The organism is Venenivibrio stagnispumantis (assembly GCF_900182795.1).
In the GTDB taxonomy this organism is placed as follows: domain Bacteria; phylum Aquificota; class Aquificia; order Aquificales; family Hydrogenothermaceae; genus Venenivibrio; species Venenivibrio stagnispumantis.
Map to the genome: position 1 here is coordinate 25865 of NZ_FXTX01000005.1, position 18115 is coordinate 43979.

The 18115-nt window shown below is 30.8% G+C and carries 15 protein-coding genes; 14 read left to right on the forward strand and 1 reads right to left on the reverse strand.

Annotated features, from left to right (window positions below; genetic code table 11):
• Nucleotides 1-4 precede the first annotated feature (4 nt).
• Genes QOR43_RS02960 through QOR43_RS02980 form a run of 5 tightly spaced genes read left to right on the forward strand, consistent with a single transcriptional unit; the run spans nt 5 to nt 6113 of the window.
• Nucleotides 5-1201, forward strand: coding sequence for an efflux RND transporter periplasmic adaptor subunit (locus QOR43_RS02960; protein WP_265134021.1), 1197 nt, complete (start codon nt 5-7; stop codon nt 1199-1201).
• Nucleotides 1198-4305, forward strand: a complete 3108-nt coding sequence (locus QOR43_RS02965) for an efflux RND transporter permease subunit (protein ID WP_265134020.1) — start codon at nt 1198-1200, stop codon at nt 4303-4305. The genes QOR43_RS02960 and QOR43_RS02965 overlap by 4 nt, the downstream gene beginning before the upstream one ends.
• Nucleotides 4306-4307: 2 nt before the next feature.
• A complete protein-coding gene (locus tag QOR43_RS02970; RefSeq protein WP_265134019.1) occupies nt 4308-5528 on the forward strand; it encodes an NAD(P)/FAD-dependent oxidoreductase in 1221 nt (406 codons plus the stop codon).
• 1 nt (nt 5529) lies between these two features.
• Nucleotides 5530-5913, forward strand: a complete 384-nt coding sequence (locus QOR43_RS02975; protein WP_265134018.1) for a carboxymuconolactone decarboxylase family protein — start codon at nt 5530-5532, stop codon at nt 5911-5913.
• 14 nt (nt 5914-5927) lie between these two features.
• Nucleotides 5928-6113 carry a hypothetical protein gene (locus QOR43_RS02980; RefSeq protein WP_265134017.1) on the forward strand — a complete coding sequence of 62 codons (186 nt, stop codon included), beginning with the start codon at nt 5928-5930 and terminating at the stop codon, nt 6111-6113.
• A 265-nt stretch (nt 6114-6378) separates the two neighbouring features.
• On the opposite strand, the gene QOR43_RS02985 is transcribed toward QOR43_RS02980, so the two are convergent.
• Complete coding sequence (locus tag QOR43_RS02985; RefSeq protein WP_265134016.1) at nt 6379-7026, reverse strand: MarC family protein; 648 nt, start codon at nt 7024-7026, stop codon at nt 6379-6381.
• A 258-nt stretch (nt 7027-7284) separates the two neighbouring features.
• Between QOR43_RS02985 and QOR43_RS02990 the strand changes: the two genes are divergently transcribed.
• The 9 genes from QOR43_RS02990 (at nt 7285) to QOR43_RS03030 (ending at nt 18108) form a co-directional block, all read left to right on the forward strand.
• A complete protein-coding gene (locus QOR43_RS02990) occupies nt 7285-7818 on the forward strand; it encodes a hypothetical protein (protein WP_265134015.1) in 534 nt (177 codons plus the stop codon).
• Nucleotides 7819-7839: 21 nt separating this feature from the next.
• The gene (gene hemJ / locus QOR43_RS02995; protein ID WP_265134014.1) at nt 7840-8271 is read left to right on the forward strand and encodes a protoporphyrinogen oxidase HemJ; all 432 of its coding nucleotides are present in this window, start codon (nt 7840-7842) and stop codon (nt 8269-8271) included.
• A gap of 9 nt (nt 8272-8280) precedes the next feature.
• Nucleotides 8281-9108, forward strand: coding sequence for a carboxylating nicotinate-nucleotide diphosphorylase (gene nadC, locus QOR43_RS03000; RefSeq protein ID WP_265134013.1), 828 nt, complete (start codon nt 8281-8283; stop codon nt 9106-9108).
• A 39-nt stretch (nt 9109-9147) separates the two neighbouring features.
• Nucleotides 9148-10221, forward strand: a complete 1074-nt coding sequence (gene leuB / locus QOR43_RS03005; RefSeq protein WP_265134012.1) for a 3-isopropylmalate dehydrogenase — start codon at nt 9148-9150, stop codon at nt 10219-10221.
• A 7-nt stretch (nt 10222-10228) separates the two neighbouring features.
• Nucleotides 10229-10900 (forward strand): Yip1 family protein, encoded by a 672-nt coding sequence (locus QOR43_RS03010; protein WP_265134011.1) that lies wholly within the window; start codon nt 10229-10231, stop codon nt 10898-10900.
• 198 nt (nt 10901-11098) lie between these two features.
• A complete protein-coding gene (locus QOR43_RS03015; RefSeq protein ID WP_265134010.1) occupies nt 11099-13324 on the forward strand; it encodes an NADP-dependent isocitrate dehydrogenase in 2226 nt (741 codons plus the stop codon).
• Between the two features lie 55 nt (nt 13325-13379).
• Nucleotides 13380-14681 (forward strand): ATP citrate lyase citrate-binding domain-containing protein, encoded by a 1302-nt coding sequence (locus QOR43_RS03020; RefSeq protein ID WP_265134009.1) that lies wholly within the window; start codon nt 13380-13382, stop codon nt 14679-14681.
• Between the two features lie 16 nt (nt 14682-14697).
• A complete protein-coding gene (locus QOR43_RS03025; protein WP_265134008.1) occupies nt 14698-16548 on the forward strand; it encodes a citrate/2-methylcitrate synthase in 1851 nt (616 codons plus the stop codon).
• A 126-nt stretch (nt 16549-16674) separates the two neighbouring features.
• Nucleotides 16675-18108, forward strand: a complete 1434-nt coding sequence (locus QOR43_RS03030) for an aldehyde dehydrogenase family protein (RefSeq protein ID WP_265134007.1) — start codon at nt 16675-16677, stop codon at nt 18106-18108.
• Nucleotides 18109-18115: the final 7 nt, after the last annotated feature.

The window sequence follows — 18115 nt, forward strand, 5'->3', positions numbered from 1 at the left end:
AGATATGGAAAAGTCAAAGATTTTAAGAATTTTAATTATCTTATTGGTGGTTTTCTTGATAGCTTTTTCTGCAATATATGTTCTGAAAAAAAGAAAACAAGAAATCAGTAATCTTCAAACTCCACAAGAGCCTGAATATGTTGTTTCCGGTGCCATTGTAAAAAAAGGAGAAATTTATGACAAAAAGAAATATCTTGGAGAGATAGTTCCTGTAAATGAAGTTGAAATCTCTACAAAAATTCCCGGATATATTGAAAAAGTTTATGTAAATGAAGGAGATTTAGTAAAAAAAGGACAATTGGTTGTTAGTGTTGATGATACGGAAGCTAAACTTACCATTGATAATCTAAAAATAAATCAGGAAGAAGCAATAAATCAGCTAAATAGCTTACAAGAATCTTTAAAATCTGCTCAAGCAAATTATGAATTTGCAAAAACAAATTTTGAAAGAGATAAAAGATTATTTGAAGGTAAAGCAATATCAGAAATCCAATATCTGCAATCTAAAACCCAGTATGAAACAGCAAAAGCAAATGTAGAAGCAATTAAATCAAATATAGAAGCATTGAAAAATAAAGTTAAATCAGTAGAAAAGCAAATTGAGATAGCTACTGACAATCTGAAATATTTAAATATATATAGTGATATAGATGGAATAGTAAGTAGAGTTCTTTTAAGGGAAGGAAATATGGCACTTACCGGAAAACCTATTCTAAAAATACAATCCTTGGATAATAAGATTCTAGTTAAATTTCCAAAAGAATATGTTGGAAAAATTAAAGAAAATGATATTGCAATAGTTGATTTTAATGGTGTCAAACAAGAATTAAAGATATCAAAAATTTACCCTTCTGCCGATGAGAATAATCTTGCTGTTGCAGAGATATATCTTGGAAAATTACCGGAAAATACAATCTCAAACTCATTTATAAATGTATCGGTTATTACAGGAAAAGTAGAAGGGCTATTAGTTCCGAAAAATGCAGTTTTAGAAATGACAAATGGAACTTTTGTAGTTGTGAATAAAAATGGTATATTTACAAAAATTCCGGTAAAAGTAATAGCTTCTGATGAAGAAAATGCAGTTATTGAAGGTGATATACCGGAAGGAACTCCTGTTGCAGTAGGTATGGAAAATAAACTTAGATTACTTACAATGGGCAAAAAAGGAAAAATCCTTTTGGAAGGTGGAAATAAATGAATCAAAATTTAATAACTTTTGTATTAAAAAGACCTCACTTTGTCCTTTCTGTATTATTTGCATTAACTATTCTTGGAATAATAGGATTTTTTAATATCAAACAAAAACTTTTTCCGGATGCAGATAGACCTCAAATTGCAGTTGTAGTTATTGAACATGGTGCTTCTGCAAAAGATATGGCAGATAATGTAGCAAATCCAATAGAAAGAAGATTATATACAATAGATAGAGTAAGAAGAGTTTTTTCTACATCAAAAGATGAAGTGGCAGTTATTACAGCAGAGTTTGACTATGATAAAGATTTAGGGGAAGCGGCTACCGATGTTGCCAATGAATTATCTAAAATAAAATCTCAACTTCCGAAGGATATAGAAGACCCACAAATATATAAAATATCTTCTGCAACTCCACCGGCTATTGTTTTATCAGTTTATCCTAAAGATAAATCTATAGATTTAGCAGATGTTAGACAGATAGCAGAAAATCAAATAAAAAATGAGATTTTAAAATTAAGCTCTGTTGCAAATGTTGATGTTTTTGGTGGCTATCAAAAAGAAGTATTTATTGAGATAGATAAAGATAAACTAAATGAACATAATCTATCTTTACCTTTTGTGTTATATAAAATTAAAGAAACAAATGCAGATTTACCAATTGGATTTATAATAAATCAAAATGGAGAATTCCTTCTAAAATCTCTTAATAAAGCAACTACCCTTGAACAACTAAAAAATATTCAGATAACAAAAGATATAAAACTTTCGGATATTGCAAAAATAAAATATGATTATTATGAAAATAATTCTCTTTATTATGGTAATGGTAAACCGGCTATAGCCCTTGCAGTCCAAAGACAACCTACCGGAGATACTCTTAGAACAATTGATGAAGTAAAATCTATAATACCTAAGCTCCAAAAGGAATTTCCTGAGCTTGGATTTGAGATTACAGATTCACAGGAAAAGATAATCAGATTAAGTAATCTAAATATGATAGAGGCTTTAAGAGATGCTATCATAATGACAGCAATTGTCATATTTTTCTTCCTTTCAAATTTAAGACAGATGATTATTGCAGGTTTATCAATTCCTTTTGTTTATGGTATAACCATTGCAATAATGTGGCTTCTTGGAATGGAATTTAATATTGTAACACTTACCGGTATTATCTTAGCTTTGGGTATGCTTGTTGATGATGCTGTTGTTGTTTTAGAAAATATTGAGAGACATTTATATGAATTAAAAGAACCTACCAAAGAAGCAGTTATAAATGGAACAAAAGAAGTTGTGTTTGCAGTTTTATCCGGTACAATAGCCACATCTGTTGTTTTAATACCACTTTTATTTGTAGGTGATTATCCTCAATATATATTTAGACCTCTTGCAGGAACACTTTTAATTGCAGTTATCATATCTTTCTTTGTCTCTATAACATTTATTCCACTTATTGCTCCTTATTTACTGAAAAAAGATAACTCAAAAAATAAATTAGAAAGTGTTGTTTATAGAATATCTGAAGCAATAATAACACCTTTAAAAAATCTTTATGTAACTGCCGTTTCTTTTGTTTTTAAAAGAAAATTTCTGGCAAGACCTTATTTTGTATTTATCATTATGATGTTTATTGTTAGTTTAAAAATAATTTTACCAACAATTGGAAGAGAAATAATGCCTCCTATGGATACAGGAATAGTAAAAGGAGATATAGTTGCAGATAGTAATCTTTCTATATATCAGGTGGAAGATATAGTTAAAAAAATCTCTGAAATGCTTAAAAATGATAAAAGGGTTGAGATGGTATCAATAGCTGTTGGTTCAGAACCGGGTGTATTTACAATGGGCTCCGGTAAAACAACACAAAATATAAGCATTACAATCCATTATGTAGATAGATTCCACAGAAAAGAAGATATTTGGAGCATAGAAAGAGAACTATCAAAAAAAATAAGAGAAATTCCAAATATAAAATATGTTAGTATTTATGATTATGGTGCTACTCCTTTATCTACTGTAAGGGCAAATCTTGATGTTATGGTCAGCGGTGATGACTTAAAAACTCTTGATAAAATAGCAAATAACATTATGGAAAAAACATATCAAGTTAAAGGAATAAAATCTGTTTCAAGAAGTTGGGATTATGATAAAATTACATATAATCTGAAAATAGATTATGCTCTTGCTTCTTTTTATGGTATAACACCATTTGATGTAGCAAGCCAGTTAAGCACAAAAATTAGAGGTTCTGTTATATCCTTTTATAATATACCTAATGAAAAATCTCTTAATGTGAGGGTGGTATATAACAAAGAAAATAGAGATTCCTTACTTGATTTAGACTCATATTATATAACCACACCAAAAGGAAATATTCCTTTATCTGCAGTTGCTAAAATTGAAAAAAATATAGAGCCAACGGTAATCACAAGGGAAGGATTAAATTATACCGTTGATATCTTAGGATACAGAGAAAAAGCCGCTATATCTCATATAATGGAAAGTTTTAAAGAAGTTATGGAGAAATCAAAAGTGAAACTTCCACCGGGATATGAAATTTCTCAAGAAGGCGATGTTAAAGAGATGATGGATTCTATGGGTAGAATGTTAAAAGCCATAGGAATTGGTATAATTCTTTTATTCTTTGCTCTTGTTCCTCCATTTCGTTCTTTCTCTGCTCCTATTGCAGTTATATTTGCAGTTCCGCTTTCTGTTATCGGAGCATCCTGGGCTATACTTATAATGGGATATCATCAATCAATGCCGGGACTTATGGGTATTGTATTATTAGCCGGTATAATAACAAAAAACTCAATTCTTTTAATTGATTTTATAAATGATGCATTATCAAAAGGAAAAGATATAGAAACTGCCATATTGGATAGTATAAAAATTAGAACAAGACCTGTTTTAATGACTGCATTTGGAACTTCTGTTGGAATGATACCAATTGCCCTTGGATGGGCTCTCGGACTTGAAAGGCTTGCACCTCTTGGAGCGGTTGCAATAGGAGGATTAATTATAGGAACATTCTTAACCCTTATTTATGTTCCTCTTCTTTATTATTTCTTTTATAAAATAAAATCAAAATTCGGCTTTGCAGGAGGATAAAAATGAAGAAAAAAATAGTTATCATCGGTGCAGGATTTGGAGGATTAAGAGTCCTTTATAATTTGGAAAAATATAAGGACAAGTTTGATTTTACAGTGATTAATAAAACAGATTATTCTTTGGAGCGTCCGGCTTTACCTGAAGTTGCTATTGAGGGAAAACCTGTTTCTAAAGCACAGATAAAAATAAAAGATTATTTAGAAAAAAAAGGCATTAACTTTAAACTTGGAGAAGTTAAAGAAATAAAGCCAGAAAGAAATGAGGTTATAGTAGATGAAGAAATTATACCTTATGACTATTTAATTATTGCTACCGGTTCAATAAAAGATTATGATTCAATAAAAGGATACAGAGAATATGGATACTCTGTTTGTGATGATAAAGAGGCTTCAAAACTTTATGAAAGATTGAAAACCTTTGAAGGTGGTAATGTAGTTGTAGGTGCTGCAAGAAGTTATTTTGGTCATGTGGTAGAAGCACCTGATTTAAAAGCTCCCTGTGAAGGTCCTGTTGGAGAAGTTATGTTTATGATAGACCATAGATTAAGAAAAGAAGGTAAGAGAGAAAAAAGTAGTATAAATGTTTTTACTCCCGGAGAAATATTTTTTGAAGACGTTGGAGATAACCCCAGAAATACGGTAGGAAAATTCATGGAAGAAAGAGGCATAAAACTCCATCTAAATAAAGAACTTGTAGAAATTACAGATAAAGAAGTAATATTTAAAGATGGAAGTAGTTTACCTTGCGATTTAGCCATTATAATTGCACCATATAAAGCACCGGATTTTATAAAAGAATCCGGTCTTGGAGATGATATGGGATGGGTTCCTACAGATAGAACGATGAAACACATAAAATATGACAATATATATGCAGTTGGAGATGTTAATGCTTTAGCACAGCCAAAACTTGGACATATAGCAGTTATGCAAGCAGATGTTGCGTCCTCTGCAATAGAAAAACAAGAAGGATTAACAGATGAAATAAAGCCATTTAAACCGGAAGTATTTTGTATTATGAATATGGGTGGTTTTGAAGCAACATTAATTTTATCAAATGCTCTTTATGAAAATGAGTATGATATTGCATGGCATTCTCCGATAGCAAAATTGATGAAAATTAGTTTTGATGAAGAATATTATTATGCTCACGGTAAATTACCACCTGATTTTATGATAGAAATAAGTAATTATTTAATAAAAAAACTTTTTGGAGGTAAGTAAAATGTCAAATCAAATGCCAACTGTAGAACAGATTTTAGAAATGATGGCTAAAAAATTAGGAGGTAAAGAAAATATTCCGGAAGCGATAGTTTATGCAAAAGATGTTGCTCCTGATATTGTTCAGCAAATAGCCATGTCATCAAAACAAAGTGTAAATGATGAAAATTCACCATTTGACCCAAAAACTGCAAATTTAATATATTTAGCAGCTGCACTTGCAATGAAAGATGAGGAATGTATAAAAGCAACTTTAAATGCAGCATTAACATTTGGAACTACAAAAGAAGAGCTTTTATATGTAGTAAAAATTGTAAGACATGCTGCAAATAATGGAATAATCGGAGCAGCAACACCAATATTTAAAGCATTGGCTGAAAATAAATAAGGAGGTGAAAGAAAATGTTAGATTTAAAATTAAATGAACTTATGATGGAAACAAAACTTGCTCTAAAACTAGGTAAAATTGACACTGCAAAAAAGCACGCTCAGGAAATCATAGATTACATTAATGAGAAAAATTTAAAAGGTTTGCCTTATGACAAAGCTAAGTATTTTGCAGAAGTAGTTTTAGAAATAGAAGAATAATTTTTAAGAATAGTTGGAGTTGCTACTCCTATATTTAAAACAATTTCAAAAATGGAGGAATAAAAATAAAAAATTATTAACAGTTCGGGGAAAAAGCAAAAAAAGGAACTTCTAAAAATATGCATCAAATCAGGAAAGCTATGAATTTATGGATAGATTAAATAAAAAATATCAAATAAATATATGTGCTATCAAACTTCAAAAAGCTACCGGTAGAAACCTTTTAGCGAGAGGATTAAGGAGATTATTTGGGAGGTAAAAATTTTTAATATAGATTCCAGAGAGCCTTTACCCCACTTATAATAAATTGAGACGCGATTGCTCCAACTATTAATCCCATAATCCTTGCAGTAATTTTTATACCAGTTATCCCTAAAAATCTATTTAAAATTACAGCATTTTTTAATGTATAGAATACTGTTAATGAAGAAATAAAAATGGATATAATTAGCAATACTAAATCTAATAATGTTGAAACTTCTTCATAAAATACAATTAGTGTAGCAATAACTCCTGGACCAAATAATATAGGTATTCCAAGAGGAATTATAGATATATCATCTATCTCTTTTGACTCTTCTGTTTTTTCTTCTGAATGATTTGTTTCTGAAATTTTCCCCAAAGCCATATCTAAGGCAATTTTTAATAAAACAATCCCACCTATAACTTTTATCGAGTCAATATCAATACCAAAAAGTTTAAATATATAATTACCTACAAAAATAGTTAATAAAGATGCTATTAATACAGTTAAACTTGCTTTTAAACTAATAGAATGTATTTTTCTTCTTGGAGTGGATAAAGGGATTAGACTTAACATTATAGCAGCTGCTTCTATTGGATTCAAAATTGTAAGCAGGCTTATAATGAAATGTAATAATATTTTCATTTCATTTAGAATATTTGTTTCCATAATTTAATTCTCCAACCTCTAAAAATGGTAATATAAATATATTTTAACATAAATGGTTTTTTAAGTTTTTTCAAAAAAAAAAGAATGGTATCGTATTTAATAGATGAAAAATTATAAGAAGCTCCAATGTTTATTTCTCTTTTACCTGTATTTATATTTTATCATCTATTGTGTTGAATACCTTGGGTTAAATATATCTTGTTTTATTCATCTTTATAGCCTATAATTATAGATAGCATTATAAATAAGAGGTAAAAAATGGCTATTCAGGGTGAAATAAATGAAGAAGTTATATCTACGCTTGTAAATCTTTCCAAAAATATTCTTGGTGAAAATCTGGTAAATCAGTTATTAAACAATTTAAAATCCAAAGAAGGTACTGAAAATTTATCCGGAAAAGATATAGTTTTCGCTTTTGCTGATAAAATTCAAGAAATATTTGGTAATAACGGGGGGTATGCTATCATCAGACAACTTGCCAGAGAAGTTACAAAAGTTCTACAGGAAAATAATCCAAGGGAAGAGTGGGAAGAGTTATTAGAAAAATCTCTTAATACATTTGGATTTGCTCATAAAATAGAAAGAAGCAAAGATGAAGCTTATATCTGTAACTGTGTTTTTTATCCGGTATTAAAAGAAAAAGGATATGAACCAATAAAACATAGTGTATGCTGGTTTGGTTTGGGATTTATAGAAGGATTTGTTAGAAAGTTAGAAGAAGATGTTAAAGGGATTAAATGGGTTGAAAGAGATATACAAAATGAAAAATGTAAATTTATTTATCTACGCTGATTAAATATTTTGAGGTTAGATATGGTTTATATATGGATAAAAGCTATACATATTATATTTGTTATTTCATGGATGGCAGTTTTGTTTTATCTTCCAAGATTATTTGTTTATCATGCAGAAAATAAAGATAATGATGGTTTTGTAAAAGTAGTTAAAATAATGGAGAAAAAGTTATTTTATGTTATCGGCATACCGGCTTTTGTTATTACATTGATAACCGGCATAGCTATGATAATATTAAATCCGGAGCTTTTTAAATCAGGTGGCTGGTTACATGCAAAATTAACAGCAGTTGCTTTACTGATAGGATTTTTCATCCATAATGAGATAGTTAGAAGAAGATTTGAAAAAGATTTATGCAACAAATCCGGTAAATTTTTCAGAATATATAATGAAATACCAACAATACTTATGATTATAATTGTAATTTTAGTTATTGTAAAACCATTTTGAGAGATAAAAATGCTTGATAGATTGTTTATTAGGGAAAAGATTAAACAATTCTTATTGGAAGATATAGGATATTCTGATATTACAACGGATAATCTGAAAGATAAATTCATAAAAGCATATATACTTGCAAAAGAAGATGGAATTTTAGCCGGTATAGATATAGCTAAAGAAGTTTTTAATGTAATAGATGAAAATATTAATTTCAAAATAATGAAAAAAGATGGGGAATTTATAAAAAAAGGTGATATAATCGGATATCTTTATGGAAGTGGAAAATCAATCTTAAAAGGAGAAAGATTATCATTAAATATAATCCAGAGATTATCCGGAATAGCAACAAATACAAATAAATATATAAATCTTATAAAAGATACGGGAGTAAAAATACTTGATACAAGAAAAACTACACCGGGATTTAGGGCTTTTGAAAAATATGCCGTTAAAGTAGGTGGAGGATACAACCATAGATTTGCTTTATATGATATGGTTATGATAAAAGATAATCATAAAGTTCTTGCCGGTGGAATAAAAGAAGCAGTAAATCAGATAAAAGAAAAAATATCACCGATGGCAAAAATAGAGGTAGAAGTAAATACCTTAGAAGAATTAAAAGAAGCTATGGAGCTTGATGTTGATATTATTATGCTTGATAATTTTGATATAGAGCAGGTAAAAGAAGCAGTAAAAATAAATAATAAAAGAAAAAAATTAGAAGTTTCCGGTAATATAACCCTACAAAATATAAGGGATTATGCAGAAACAGGAGTAGATTTTATATCTTCCGGTGCATTAGTCCATTCAGCAAAATGGCTTGATATTAGTTTAAAGTTTTTATGAAAAATGTTAAAATAAATAAAAACCTACTTGGAGGAGTCTATGAAAAAGCATTTTAAAATAGCAGTTTTACCGGGAGATGGAATAGGTCCCGAAATAATTGATGCAGCTTTAAAAGTTTTAGATGTAATCTCTAAAAAATACGGCATAACATTTGAATTTGAAAAAGCATTGGTAGGTGGTGCTGCTATAGATGCAGTAGGAGACCCACTTCCTGAAGAAACATTAAAACTTTGTAAAGAAAGTGATGCTGTCTTATTTGGTGCTGTTGGTGGAGAAAAATGGGATAATTTACCTACAGATAAAAGACCGGAAAAAGGATTACTCAGAATTAGAAAAGAGTTAAATCTTTTTGCTAATATAAGACCTGCTAAAGCCTATGATGCACTTTTAGATGCTTCACCTCTTAAACAGGAAATAATAAAAGGTGTAAATCTTGTTGTTTTAAGAGAATTAACCGGAGATGTATATTTTGGAGAACCAAGAGGAATAGAAGAAAGAAACAATGAAAGAGTTGGATATAACACAATGATATATTATGAGCACGAAATAAAAAGAATAGCAAGACTTGCATTTGAGATAGCAAGAGGAAGAAGAAATAAAGTTACAAGTGTTGATAAAGCAAATGTTCTTGAAGTAAGTGCATTATGGAGAGAAGTAGTAAATGAAGTTCATAATGATTATGCTGATGTTGAGCTTGAACATATGTATGTAGATAACTGTGCTATGCAACTTATAAGAAGACCAAGAGATTTTGATGTAATAGTGACAGGAAATATTTTCGGAGATATAATATCCGATGAAGCAGGAGCTTTAACAGGAAGCCTTGGAATGCTCCCATCTGCAAGCATAGGAGAAAGATATGCATTTTACGAACCAATTCATGGTTCTGCACCGGATATAGCCGGAAAAGGAATAGCAAATCCAATAGCTACAATCTTATCTGCCGCAATGATGCTTGAATTAACATGTAAATTGCCAGAGGCAGCAAGAGATATAGAAAATGCAGTAGAAAAAGTTCTTGAAGAAGGTTATAGAACAGCAGATATATGGTCAGTTGGGACAAAAAGAGTAAATACTCAGGAAATGACAGAAGCAATAATTAAACATTTATGAGGATAATATGATTAAAGATATTTTGCCCTTTTATTTAAAACCGAAAGAATTACCGGATAAGATTAATCAGATAGATATATATTCAAAAGATTTATTTATAAAAGTAGTAATTCCATTTGCATTAATACCGGTAATTGGTTATTTAATAGGTTTTACAATATTAAAAGGGCTATATATATCTTCCATAGATAACTTTTTAAAAGAGTATGCAACAAATAAAGAGCTGCAAGATACAGTCCGATATATGCAAACATTAAAAAATATCCTTGTAGAAAACAATTACTCAAAAATATTTATTATGCTTGGAATAACTTGGATTTTTGAGATAATCAGGCCAATAATTTTATATTCAATAGTTTATTTCTTTGCAGGAAGCTTTGGAGGAGATAAAGATATAAATAAAGCCTTCAAAGTTTCTGTATTTTCTCTTATTCCTATGTGGATAGCAGGTATTTTTTATATGATAAATTCACCTATAACAATGATTGTTATGTTTTTAGCTACATTTTATGCTTTTTATATCATCTTCTTATCTTCCGATAAAATTTTAAACATTCCAACAGAAAACTCTAAAAATTTCCAATTTATTATCGTTCTGATTATCTTTTACCTCATCATAAGTGGTTTAATAGGTATGTTTGAAACTAAATTGATTAAATCCTTAGTTCTTGGTATTTAATCTAGACTCAAATTAAGATTTAAAATTCTTAAATTTTTTCCTTATAACTTTCCGAATTAGAATTATGCAGTTTAATTTTTCATAAAATAAATTATTTAAACGCCATTTTAAAAACAAAAATAAAACAATGTTTGATTTTTTAAAAATGCAATGCTATAATATTTAGCAGATAATTAAAAAACTTTAGGAGGTTTTAAAATGGCGACGATAGTTTGGACGAAAATTGATGAAGCTCCGGCACTTGCAACTTATTCTTTACTTCCAATTATGAGAGCTTACACAAAAGTTGCAAACCTAAACATAGAACTTAGAGATATTTCTTTAGCCGGTAGAATTATTGCCCAGTTTTCTGATACTAATTATTTGAGAGAAGACCAAAAAATTCCTGATGAACTTGCATATCTTGGAGAACTTGTATTAAGACCGGAAGCTAACATAATGAAACTTCCTAATATATCTGCATCTTTACCTCAGTTAAAAGAAGCAATTGCAGAACTTCAGTCTCAAGGATACAATTTACCTGATTATCCGGAAAATCCACAAACAGAAGAAGAAAAAGATATAAAAGCAAGATATGATAGATGTATCGGTTCTGTAGTTAACCCTGTTTTAAGACAAGGAAACTCTGACAGAAGATTATCAAGGTCTGTAAAAGAGTATGCTAAAAAACATCCTCACAAATTAGAACCGGTTTCAGAAAACTCAAAATCTCATGTTGCTCATATGGTTGCAGGAGATTTTTATGAAAATGAAAAATCTGTAACAATTCAAAAAGATACAAAAATAAGATATGAATTTGTTGATAAAAACGGAAATGTTCAAGTTTTAAAAGAAGTTGAAGTTAATGCAGGTGATGTAGTAGATGGAACTTTCTTAGATAGAGCAAAATTAAGAGATTTTTATGAAAAAGTAATAGAAGATGCAAAAGATAATGATATATTGTTCTCTTTACACCTTAAAGCTACAATGATGAAAGTTTCTGACCCTGTTATGTTTGGAGATGCTATTAGAGTTTATTTTAAAGAATTATTTGAAAAACACGGAAAGGAGCTTGAAGAGATAGGATTTAATCCAAACAATGGTCTTGCTGACCTTGAAAACAAAATGAAAAAACTTCCAGAAGATAAACAAAATGCAATAAAACAAACAATAGCAGAAATTTATGAAAAAAGACCAAGAATGTATATGGTTGATTCTGATAATGGCATAACAAACTTACATATGCCAAATGATGTTATTGTAGATGCATCTGTTCCTGCTGTTATAAAAAATGGATTAAAAGGATGGGGGCCAAAAGGTGAAGTAGATGATTGCGTTATCACAATACCTGACAGAAGCTATGCAAGAATGTATAAAGAGATAGTAGAAGATATAAAAGTAAATGGACAATTTGACCCTACAAGAATAGGAACGGTTCAAAATGTTGGACTTATGGCAATGAAAGCAGAAGAGTATGGTAGCCATGATAAAACATTCTTCCCTCCAGCAGATGGAATAATGAGAATTGTAGATGCAGAAGGAAATATTTTAATAGAGCACCAAGTAAATGCCGGAGATATTTACAGAAGTTGCATAACAAAAGATATAGCTATAAGAGACTGGATAAAACTTGCAATAAATAGAGCAAAAGAAGCAAAAATGCCAATAGTTTTCTGGCTTGATAGATACAGAGCCCATGATAGAGAATTAATCAAAAAAATAAAAGAAGAACTTCCAAAATATGATTTATCAGATGTAGAATGGTATATAAAATCTCCTGAAGATGCAATGAAATATACATTAAAAAGATTTAGAGAAGGTAAAGATACAATATCTGTAACAGGAAACGTATTGAGAGATTATTTAACAGATTTATTCCCAATAATAGAAGTTGGAACATCTGCAAGAAGTTTATCAATAGTTCCACTTATTGCAGGTGGTGGTGTATTTGAAACAGGAGCAGGTGGTAGTGCACCAAAGCATGTTGAACAATTCTTAAAAGAAAGCCATTTAAGATGGGATAGCCTTGGAGAGTTCTTAGCTTTTGTTGAAGCATTAAAACTTGCATACAAGCAGGACGGAGAAAAAGATAAAAGATTATTAATATTGGCAGATACTCTTGATAGAGCTATAGAAAAATACTTAGAAAATGATAAAACACCAAGAAGAAAAGCAGGACAGCTTGATACAAGAGGAAGCCATTTCTATTTAGCAATGTATTGGGCAGAAGCTCTTGCTAACCAAAAAGAAGATGAAGAGATTGCTAAAAAATTTGCTGAGGTTTATCAAAAATTAGCTGAAAATGAGCAAAAAATTCTTGAAGAAATAGCCGCAACAGAAGGTAAACCTGCAGATATAGGTGGGTGGTATCATCCGGATGATGTAAAAGCAGAAAAAGCAATGAGACCAAGTGCAACATTTAATGCAATTATAGATTCTATTTAAACATAGATGGCAGGCTTTAAGCCTGCTGTTTTTAAATTTGAAAGGAGGAATTTAAATGGCTCAGAGAGGAATTAGAGAGTATGATGGAAAAAGAATTTTAGCTCAAAATTGGAAAGATTATTTTGATGATGTATTTGAGTATGATTTTAAATCTGTACTTGTAACTCCTGAAACAGATTTTGACAAACTTCCTGAAGAATATCCATGGCTTAAAGAAACTCCACTTGTTGCAAAACCTGATATGCTTTTTGGAAAAAGAGGAAAGCTTGGGCTTGTTTTGTTTAAGATAAACAAACCGGGAGATGTTATTTACGAAGATGCAGTAAAATGGATAAAACAAAAAATGAGCGAAGAAGTTGAAATAAATGGAGTAAAAGGGCATCTAACCCATTTCTTAATAGAGCCTTTTGTTCCACATAAACAGGAAGAAGAATATTATGTAGCATTTTCTATGGGAGAAGATGCAGATATTGTTTATATGTCTGCTTTTGGTGGTATAGATGTTGAAGAAAACTGGGATAAAGTTAAAGAAGTAAAAATTCCACCTCTCGCAACAGATGAAGAAGTTGAAAAATTAATAAAAGAAAATGTTCCGGTAGAGATAAAAGATAAAGAAAAATATGCAGAATTTGTAAAAAGAGCTTATAAACTTTTTAAAGATTTACATTTTGCATATTTTGAAATAAACCCTCTTGTTATTGTTGGTAATAAAGTATATCCTCTTGATTTTGTTGGAAAGCTTGATGATACTGCTGCTTTTGTAGCAGGTAAAAAATGGGGTGAAGTTGAATTTCCTTCTGGTTTTGGAAGAGATTTAACACCGGAAGAAAAATATATAAAAGAACTTGATGAAAAATCCGGTTCATCTTTAAAATTAACTATATTAAATCCTGAAGGTAGAATTTGGACTCTTGTTGCAGGTGGTGGAGCTTCTGTTGTTTATGCAGATACAGTAGCAGATATGGGATATGTAAATGAACTTGCTAATTATGGTGAATATTCAGGAAACCCAACAAGAACAGAAACAAGAGAGTATGTAAAGACAGTGCTTGATTTAATGACAAGAAATAAACATCCTTCCGGAAAACCAAAAATCCTTTTAATTGGCGGTGCTATTGCTAACTTTACAGATGTAGCAAAAACTTTTGATGGTATTATAGATGCATTTAAAGAATATGCAGATAAGATGAGAGCCGTCGGCATTAAAATCTATGTAAGACGTGGTGGGCCAAATTATGAAGTTGGCTTAAAAAGAATTAAACAGGCAGCAGAAGAGCTTGGTTTACCAATAGAAGTGTATGGACCAGAATTACATATGACAGATATAGTTAGAAAAGCTCTTCAAGAAGAGCAATAATGAGGAGGTTTTATAAATGAGCAGACCAGATTATTTATTATTTGACAGAAACACAAAAGCTATTTTCTGGAATTTAAACACAACAGCAATTCAAAGAATGCTTGATTATGATTATGTTGTAGGAAGGTCTCCAAGTATTGCTGCAATTGTAGCACCTACAGCAGAAAGAACATTTGAAAAATTTTTCTACGGAACAAAAGAGATAATTATCCCAATTTATAAATCAACAAAAGAAGCAGCTAAATTTCATCCTGAAGCTGATGTTTTATTAAATTTTGCATCATTTAGAACTGCTTATAATGTTACATTGGAAGCCTTTGATATACCAACAATAAGAACAATAGTTATAACTGCAGAAGGTATTCCGGAAAGATATGCAAGGGAAATGAGAATAAGAGCGAAACAACTTGGTAAATGGATAATCGGGCCTGCAACAGTTGGTGGCATAGCACCAGGAGCATTCAGAATAGCAAACACCGGTGGAACAATAGAAAATATTATTCAATCTAAATTACATAGACCGGGTTCAGTTGGTCTTGTTACAAGGTCTGGTGGATTATTCAATGAGCTTTCCAACATAATAGCAAGGAATGCAGATGGACTTGCAGAGGGTATAGCAATCGGTGGTGATAGATTTCCAGGTTCTGACTTTTTAGACCATTTAGTTAGATTTGAGCAAAATCCACAAGTTAAATTTATGATATTACTTGGAGAAGTAGGTGGAGAACTTGAATATAAAGTAGCAGAAGCTGTTAAAAATGGTTTAATAAAGAAACCGGTTATCGGTTGGTGTATAGGAACAATATCTAAATTCTTCGGTGGAGAAGTCCAGTTTGGGCACGCAGGAGCAAAAGCCGGAGCAGACAGAGAAACTGCAGATGCAAAAAATAGAGCATTAAAAGAAGCAGGAGTTCATGTTCCTAATAACTTTAATGAACTTCCTCATGTAATAAAAGGAATATATGAAATGCTTCTCGGAGAAGGAAAAATTCAACCTATACAGGAGCCGGAAGTTCCACCAATACCGGAAGATTTATCAAAAGCTATAAGAGAAGGAAAAGTAAGAAAACCAACAAACTTTATATGCACAATTTCGGATGATAGAGGAGAAGAAGCTACATATTGTGGAGTTCCTATAAGTGAAGTTATAGAAAAAGGTTTATCTATAGCCGATGTTATTGGTTTATTGTGGTTTAAAAAGAAATTCCCTGAATGGGCTTCAGGTTTCATAGATATGGTTATAAGAGTTGTAGCAGACCACGGACCGGCAGTAGCAGGAGCTCACAATGTAAAAGTTACAGCAAGAGCCGGTAAAGATTTAATGTCTTCACTTGTAACAGGTATATTGGCGATAGGGCCAAGATTTGGTGGAGCTATTGATGGAGCTGCTAAATATTTTAAAATGGCAAAAGAGAAAAATATGTCTCCAAATGAATTTGTTGAATATATGAAAAATGTAGAAAAAATACCTATACCGGGAATAGGACATAGAATAAAATCTACAAAAAATCCGGATAAAAGGGTAGAGCTTCTTAAATCTTATGCATTTAAAAATTTCCCATCAACAGATTTATTACAATATGCCCTTGAAGTAGAAAAAGTTACAACTTCTAAGAAAGAAAACTTAATTCTTAATGTTGATGGTACAATAGGAGTTCTTCTTGTTGATATGTTTAGAGCCCTTGGTTATACAGAAGAAGAGATAGATGAACTTATAAATGCCGGAGCATTTAATGCATTCTTTGTTCTCGGTAGGTCAATAGGATTCATAGGACATTATCTTGATGAAAAACGCCTTGATATGCCATTATACAGACATCCAACAGATGATATCCTTTATGATGTAAAAAGACCTGAAGGTATATAATCCCAAATAGCCCTGCATAAAAGCAGGGCTTTCATCTAATTTCCTCAATTTCTCAGCTTAAAAAAAATCCTTTTTAATCTCAAAAATGCTATAATATCTTAATAAAAATCCTTAGAGGATTTAAAAATGATTAAAAAATTGATGATTATCGGTGGAGAATTTTTAGATAAAGAAGAAAAAATAGATGTGATTTATCCGTATAATCTTCAAAAGATTGGGGAAGTTCCAAAAGGTTCTCCAGAAGATGTAGAAAAAGCCATTGAAAAAGCAAAAATCGGATTAAAGAAATTAAAAGAGTTATCATCTTATGAAAAATATAAGATATTATCAAAGGTAGCAAAACTTTTAGAAGAAAGAAAAGAAGATTTTGCTAAAGCAATAGTTTTAGAAACCGGAAAAACAATAAGAGAAGCAAGAATAGAAGTAAATAGAGCAATTAACACGATAACTTTTTCTGCCGAAGAAGCAAAAAGAATACATGGAGAATATATTCATATTGATGCTTCTGAAAATGGAAAAGGGAAAAAAGGATTTTATTTTAGAGAGCCAGCAGGAATTGTATCTGCAATCACACCTTTTAATTTTCCTGTAAATCTTACAGCCCATAAAATAGCCCCATCTATTGCAGCCGGCTGTCCTTTTATATTAAAACCAAGTGAAAAAACACCTCTATCACCAATAATGCTCTGTGAATTATTCTTAGAGGCAGGAGTGCCAGAAGAAGCAGTATCGGTTATTCCGGGTTTTGCAGATGTAGGGCAGGCAATGACTACCCATCCGGATGTTAGGGTTGTATCTTTTACAGGAAGTTTAAAGGTAGGAGAAATAATAGCAAAACAAGCGGGATTAAAGAAGATAGTTATGGAGCTTGGCTCAAATTCTGCCGTAATTGTAGATGAAACTGCAAATCTTGAAATAGCAGCTAAAAAATCTGTTATAGGTGGATTTGCATTGGCAGGACAGGTTTGTATTTCTGTCCAAAGAGTATTAGTTCATGAGAAAGTTGCAGATAGATTTGAAAAGCTTCTTAAAGAAGAAGCTTCTAAGCTTAAATTCGGAGACCCTATGGAAGAGGATACAGATGTAGGCCCTGTTATATCATTAAATGAAGTAGATAGAATACATACTTGGATACAGGAAGCAGTTTTAAAAGGTGGAAAATTAATCAGTGGTGGCATGTCTTGTGCAGAAGATAAAACCGTTTTTCAACCTACAATTATAACAGATACACCGGAAGAATCAAAATTATTTTATGAAGAAGCATTTGCTCCGGTAGTTGCTGTTAAAAGATTCAAAACCATAGAAGAAGCCATTGAGCTTGTAAATAAAACAAATTATGGTTTGCAAGTTGGAATATTTACAAATGATTTAAAAAATGCATGGAAAGTTATTCAAAATGTGAATGTTGGTGGTGTTATAATAAATGATATTCCTACATTTAGAGCTGACAATATGCCTTATGGTGGTGTTAAAGGTAGTGGTATAGGAAGGGAAGGGCCTAAATTTGCAATTGAAGATTATACAGAAATAAAAGTTGTTGTTTTTGATTTAAATGCATAAAATTTGT

What these genes read in the sequence shown, in the direction of transcription:
- nadC (WP_265134013.1), top strand. Translation starts at nt 8,281, where the DNA reads ATGCTTGATAGATTGTTTATTAGGGAAAAGATTAAACAATTCTTATTG.
- hemJ (WP_265134014.1), top strand. Translation starts at nt 7,840, where the DNA reads ATGGTTTATATATGGATAAAAGCTATACATATTATATTTGTTATTTCA.
- QOR43_RS02975 (WP_265134018.1), top strand. Translation starts at nt 5,530, where the DNA reads ATGTCAAATCAAATGCCAACTGTAGAACAGATTTTAGAAATGATGGCT.
- QOR43_RS02980 (WP_265134017.1), top strand. Translation starts at nt 5,928, where the DNA reads ATGTTAGATTTAAAATTAAATGAACTTATGATGGAAACAAAACTTGCT.
- QOR43_RS03015 (WP_265134010.1), top strand. Translation starts at nt 11,099, where the DNA reads ATGGCGACGATAGTTTGGACGAAAATTGATGAAGCTCCGGCACTTGCA.
- QOR43_RS03010 (WP_265134011.1), top strand. Translation starts at nt 10,229, where the DNA reads ATGATTAAAGATATTTTGCCCTTTTATTTAAAACCGAAAGAATTACCG.
- leuB (WP_265134012.1), top strand. Translation starts at nt 9,148, where the DNA reads ATGAAAAAGCATTTTAAAATAGCAGTTTTACCGGGAGATGGAATAGGT.
- QOR43_RS03030 (WP_265134007.1), top strand. Translation starts at nt 16,675, where the DNA reads ATGATTAAAAAATTGATGATTATCGGTGGAGAATTTTTAGATAAAGAA.
- QOR43_RS02965 (WP_265134020.1), top strand. Translation starts at nt 1,198, where the DNA reads ATGAATCAAAATTTAATAACTTTTGTATTAAAAAGACCTCACTTTGTC.
- QOR43_RS02960 (WP_265134021.1), top strand. Translation starts at nt 5, where the DNA reads ATGGAAAAGTCAAAGATTTTAAGAATTTTAATTATCTTATTGGTGGTT.
- QOR43_RS02990 (WP_265134015.1), top strand. Translation starts at nt 7,285, where the DNA reads ATGGCTATTCAGGGTGAAATAAATGAAGAAGTTATATCTACGCTTGTA.
- QOR43_RS03025 (WP_265134008.1), top strand. Translation starts at nt 14,698, where the DNA reads ATGAGCAGACCAGATTATTTATTATTTGACAGAAACACAAAAGCTATT.
- QOR43_RS02985 (WP_265134016.1), bottom strand. Translation starts at nt 7,026, where the DNA reads ATGGAAACAAATATTCTAAATGAAATGAAAATATTATTACATTTCATT.
- QOR43_RS03020 (WP_265134009.1), top strand. Translation starts at nt 13,380, where the DNA reads ATGGCTCAGAGAGGAATTAGAGAGTATGATGGAAAAAGAATTTTAGCT.
- QOR43_RS02970 (WP_265134019.1), top strand. Translation starts at nt 4,308, where the DNA reads ATGAAGAAAAAAATAGTTATCATCGGTGCAGGATTTGGAGGATTAAGA.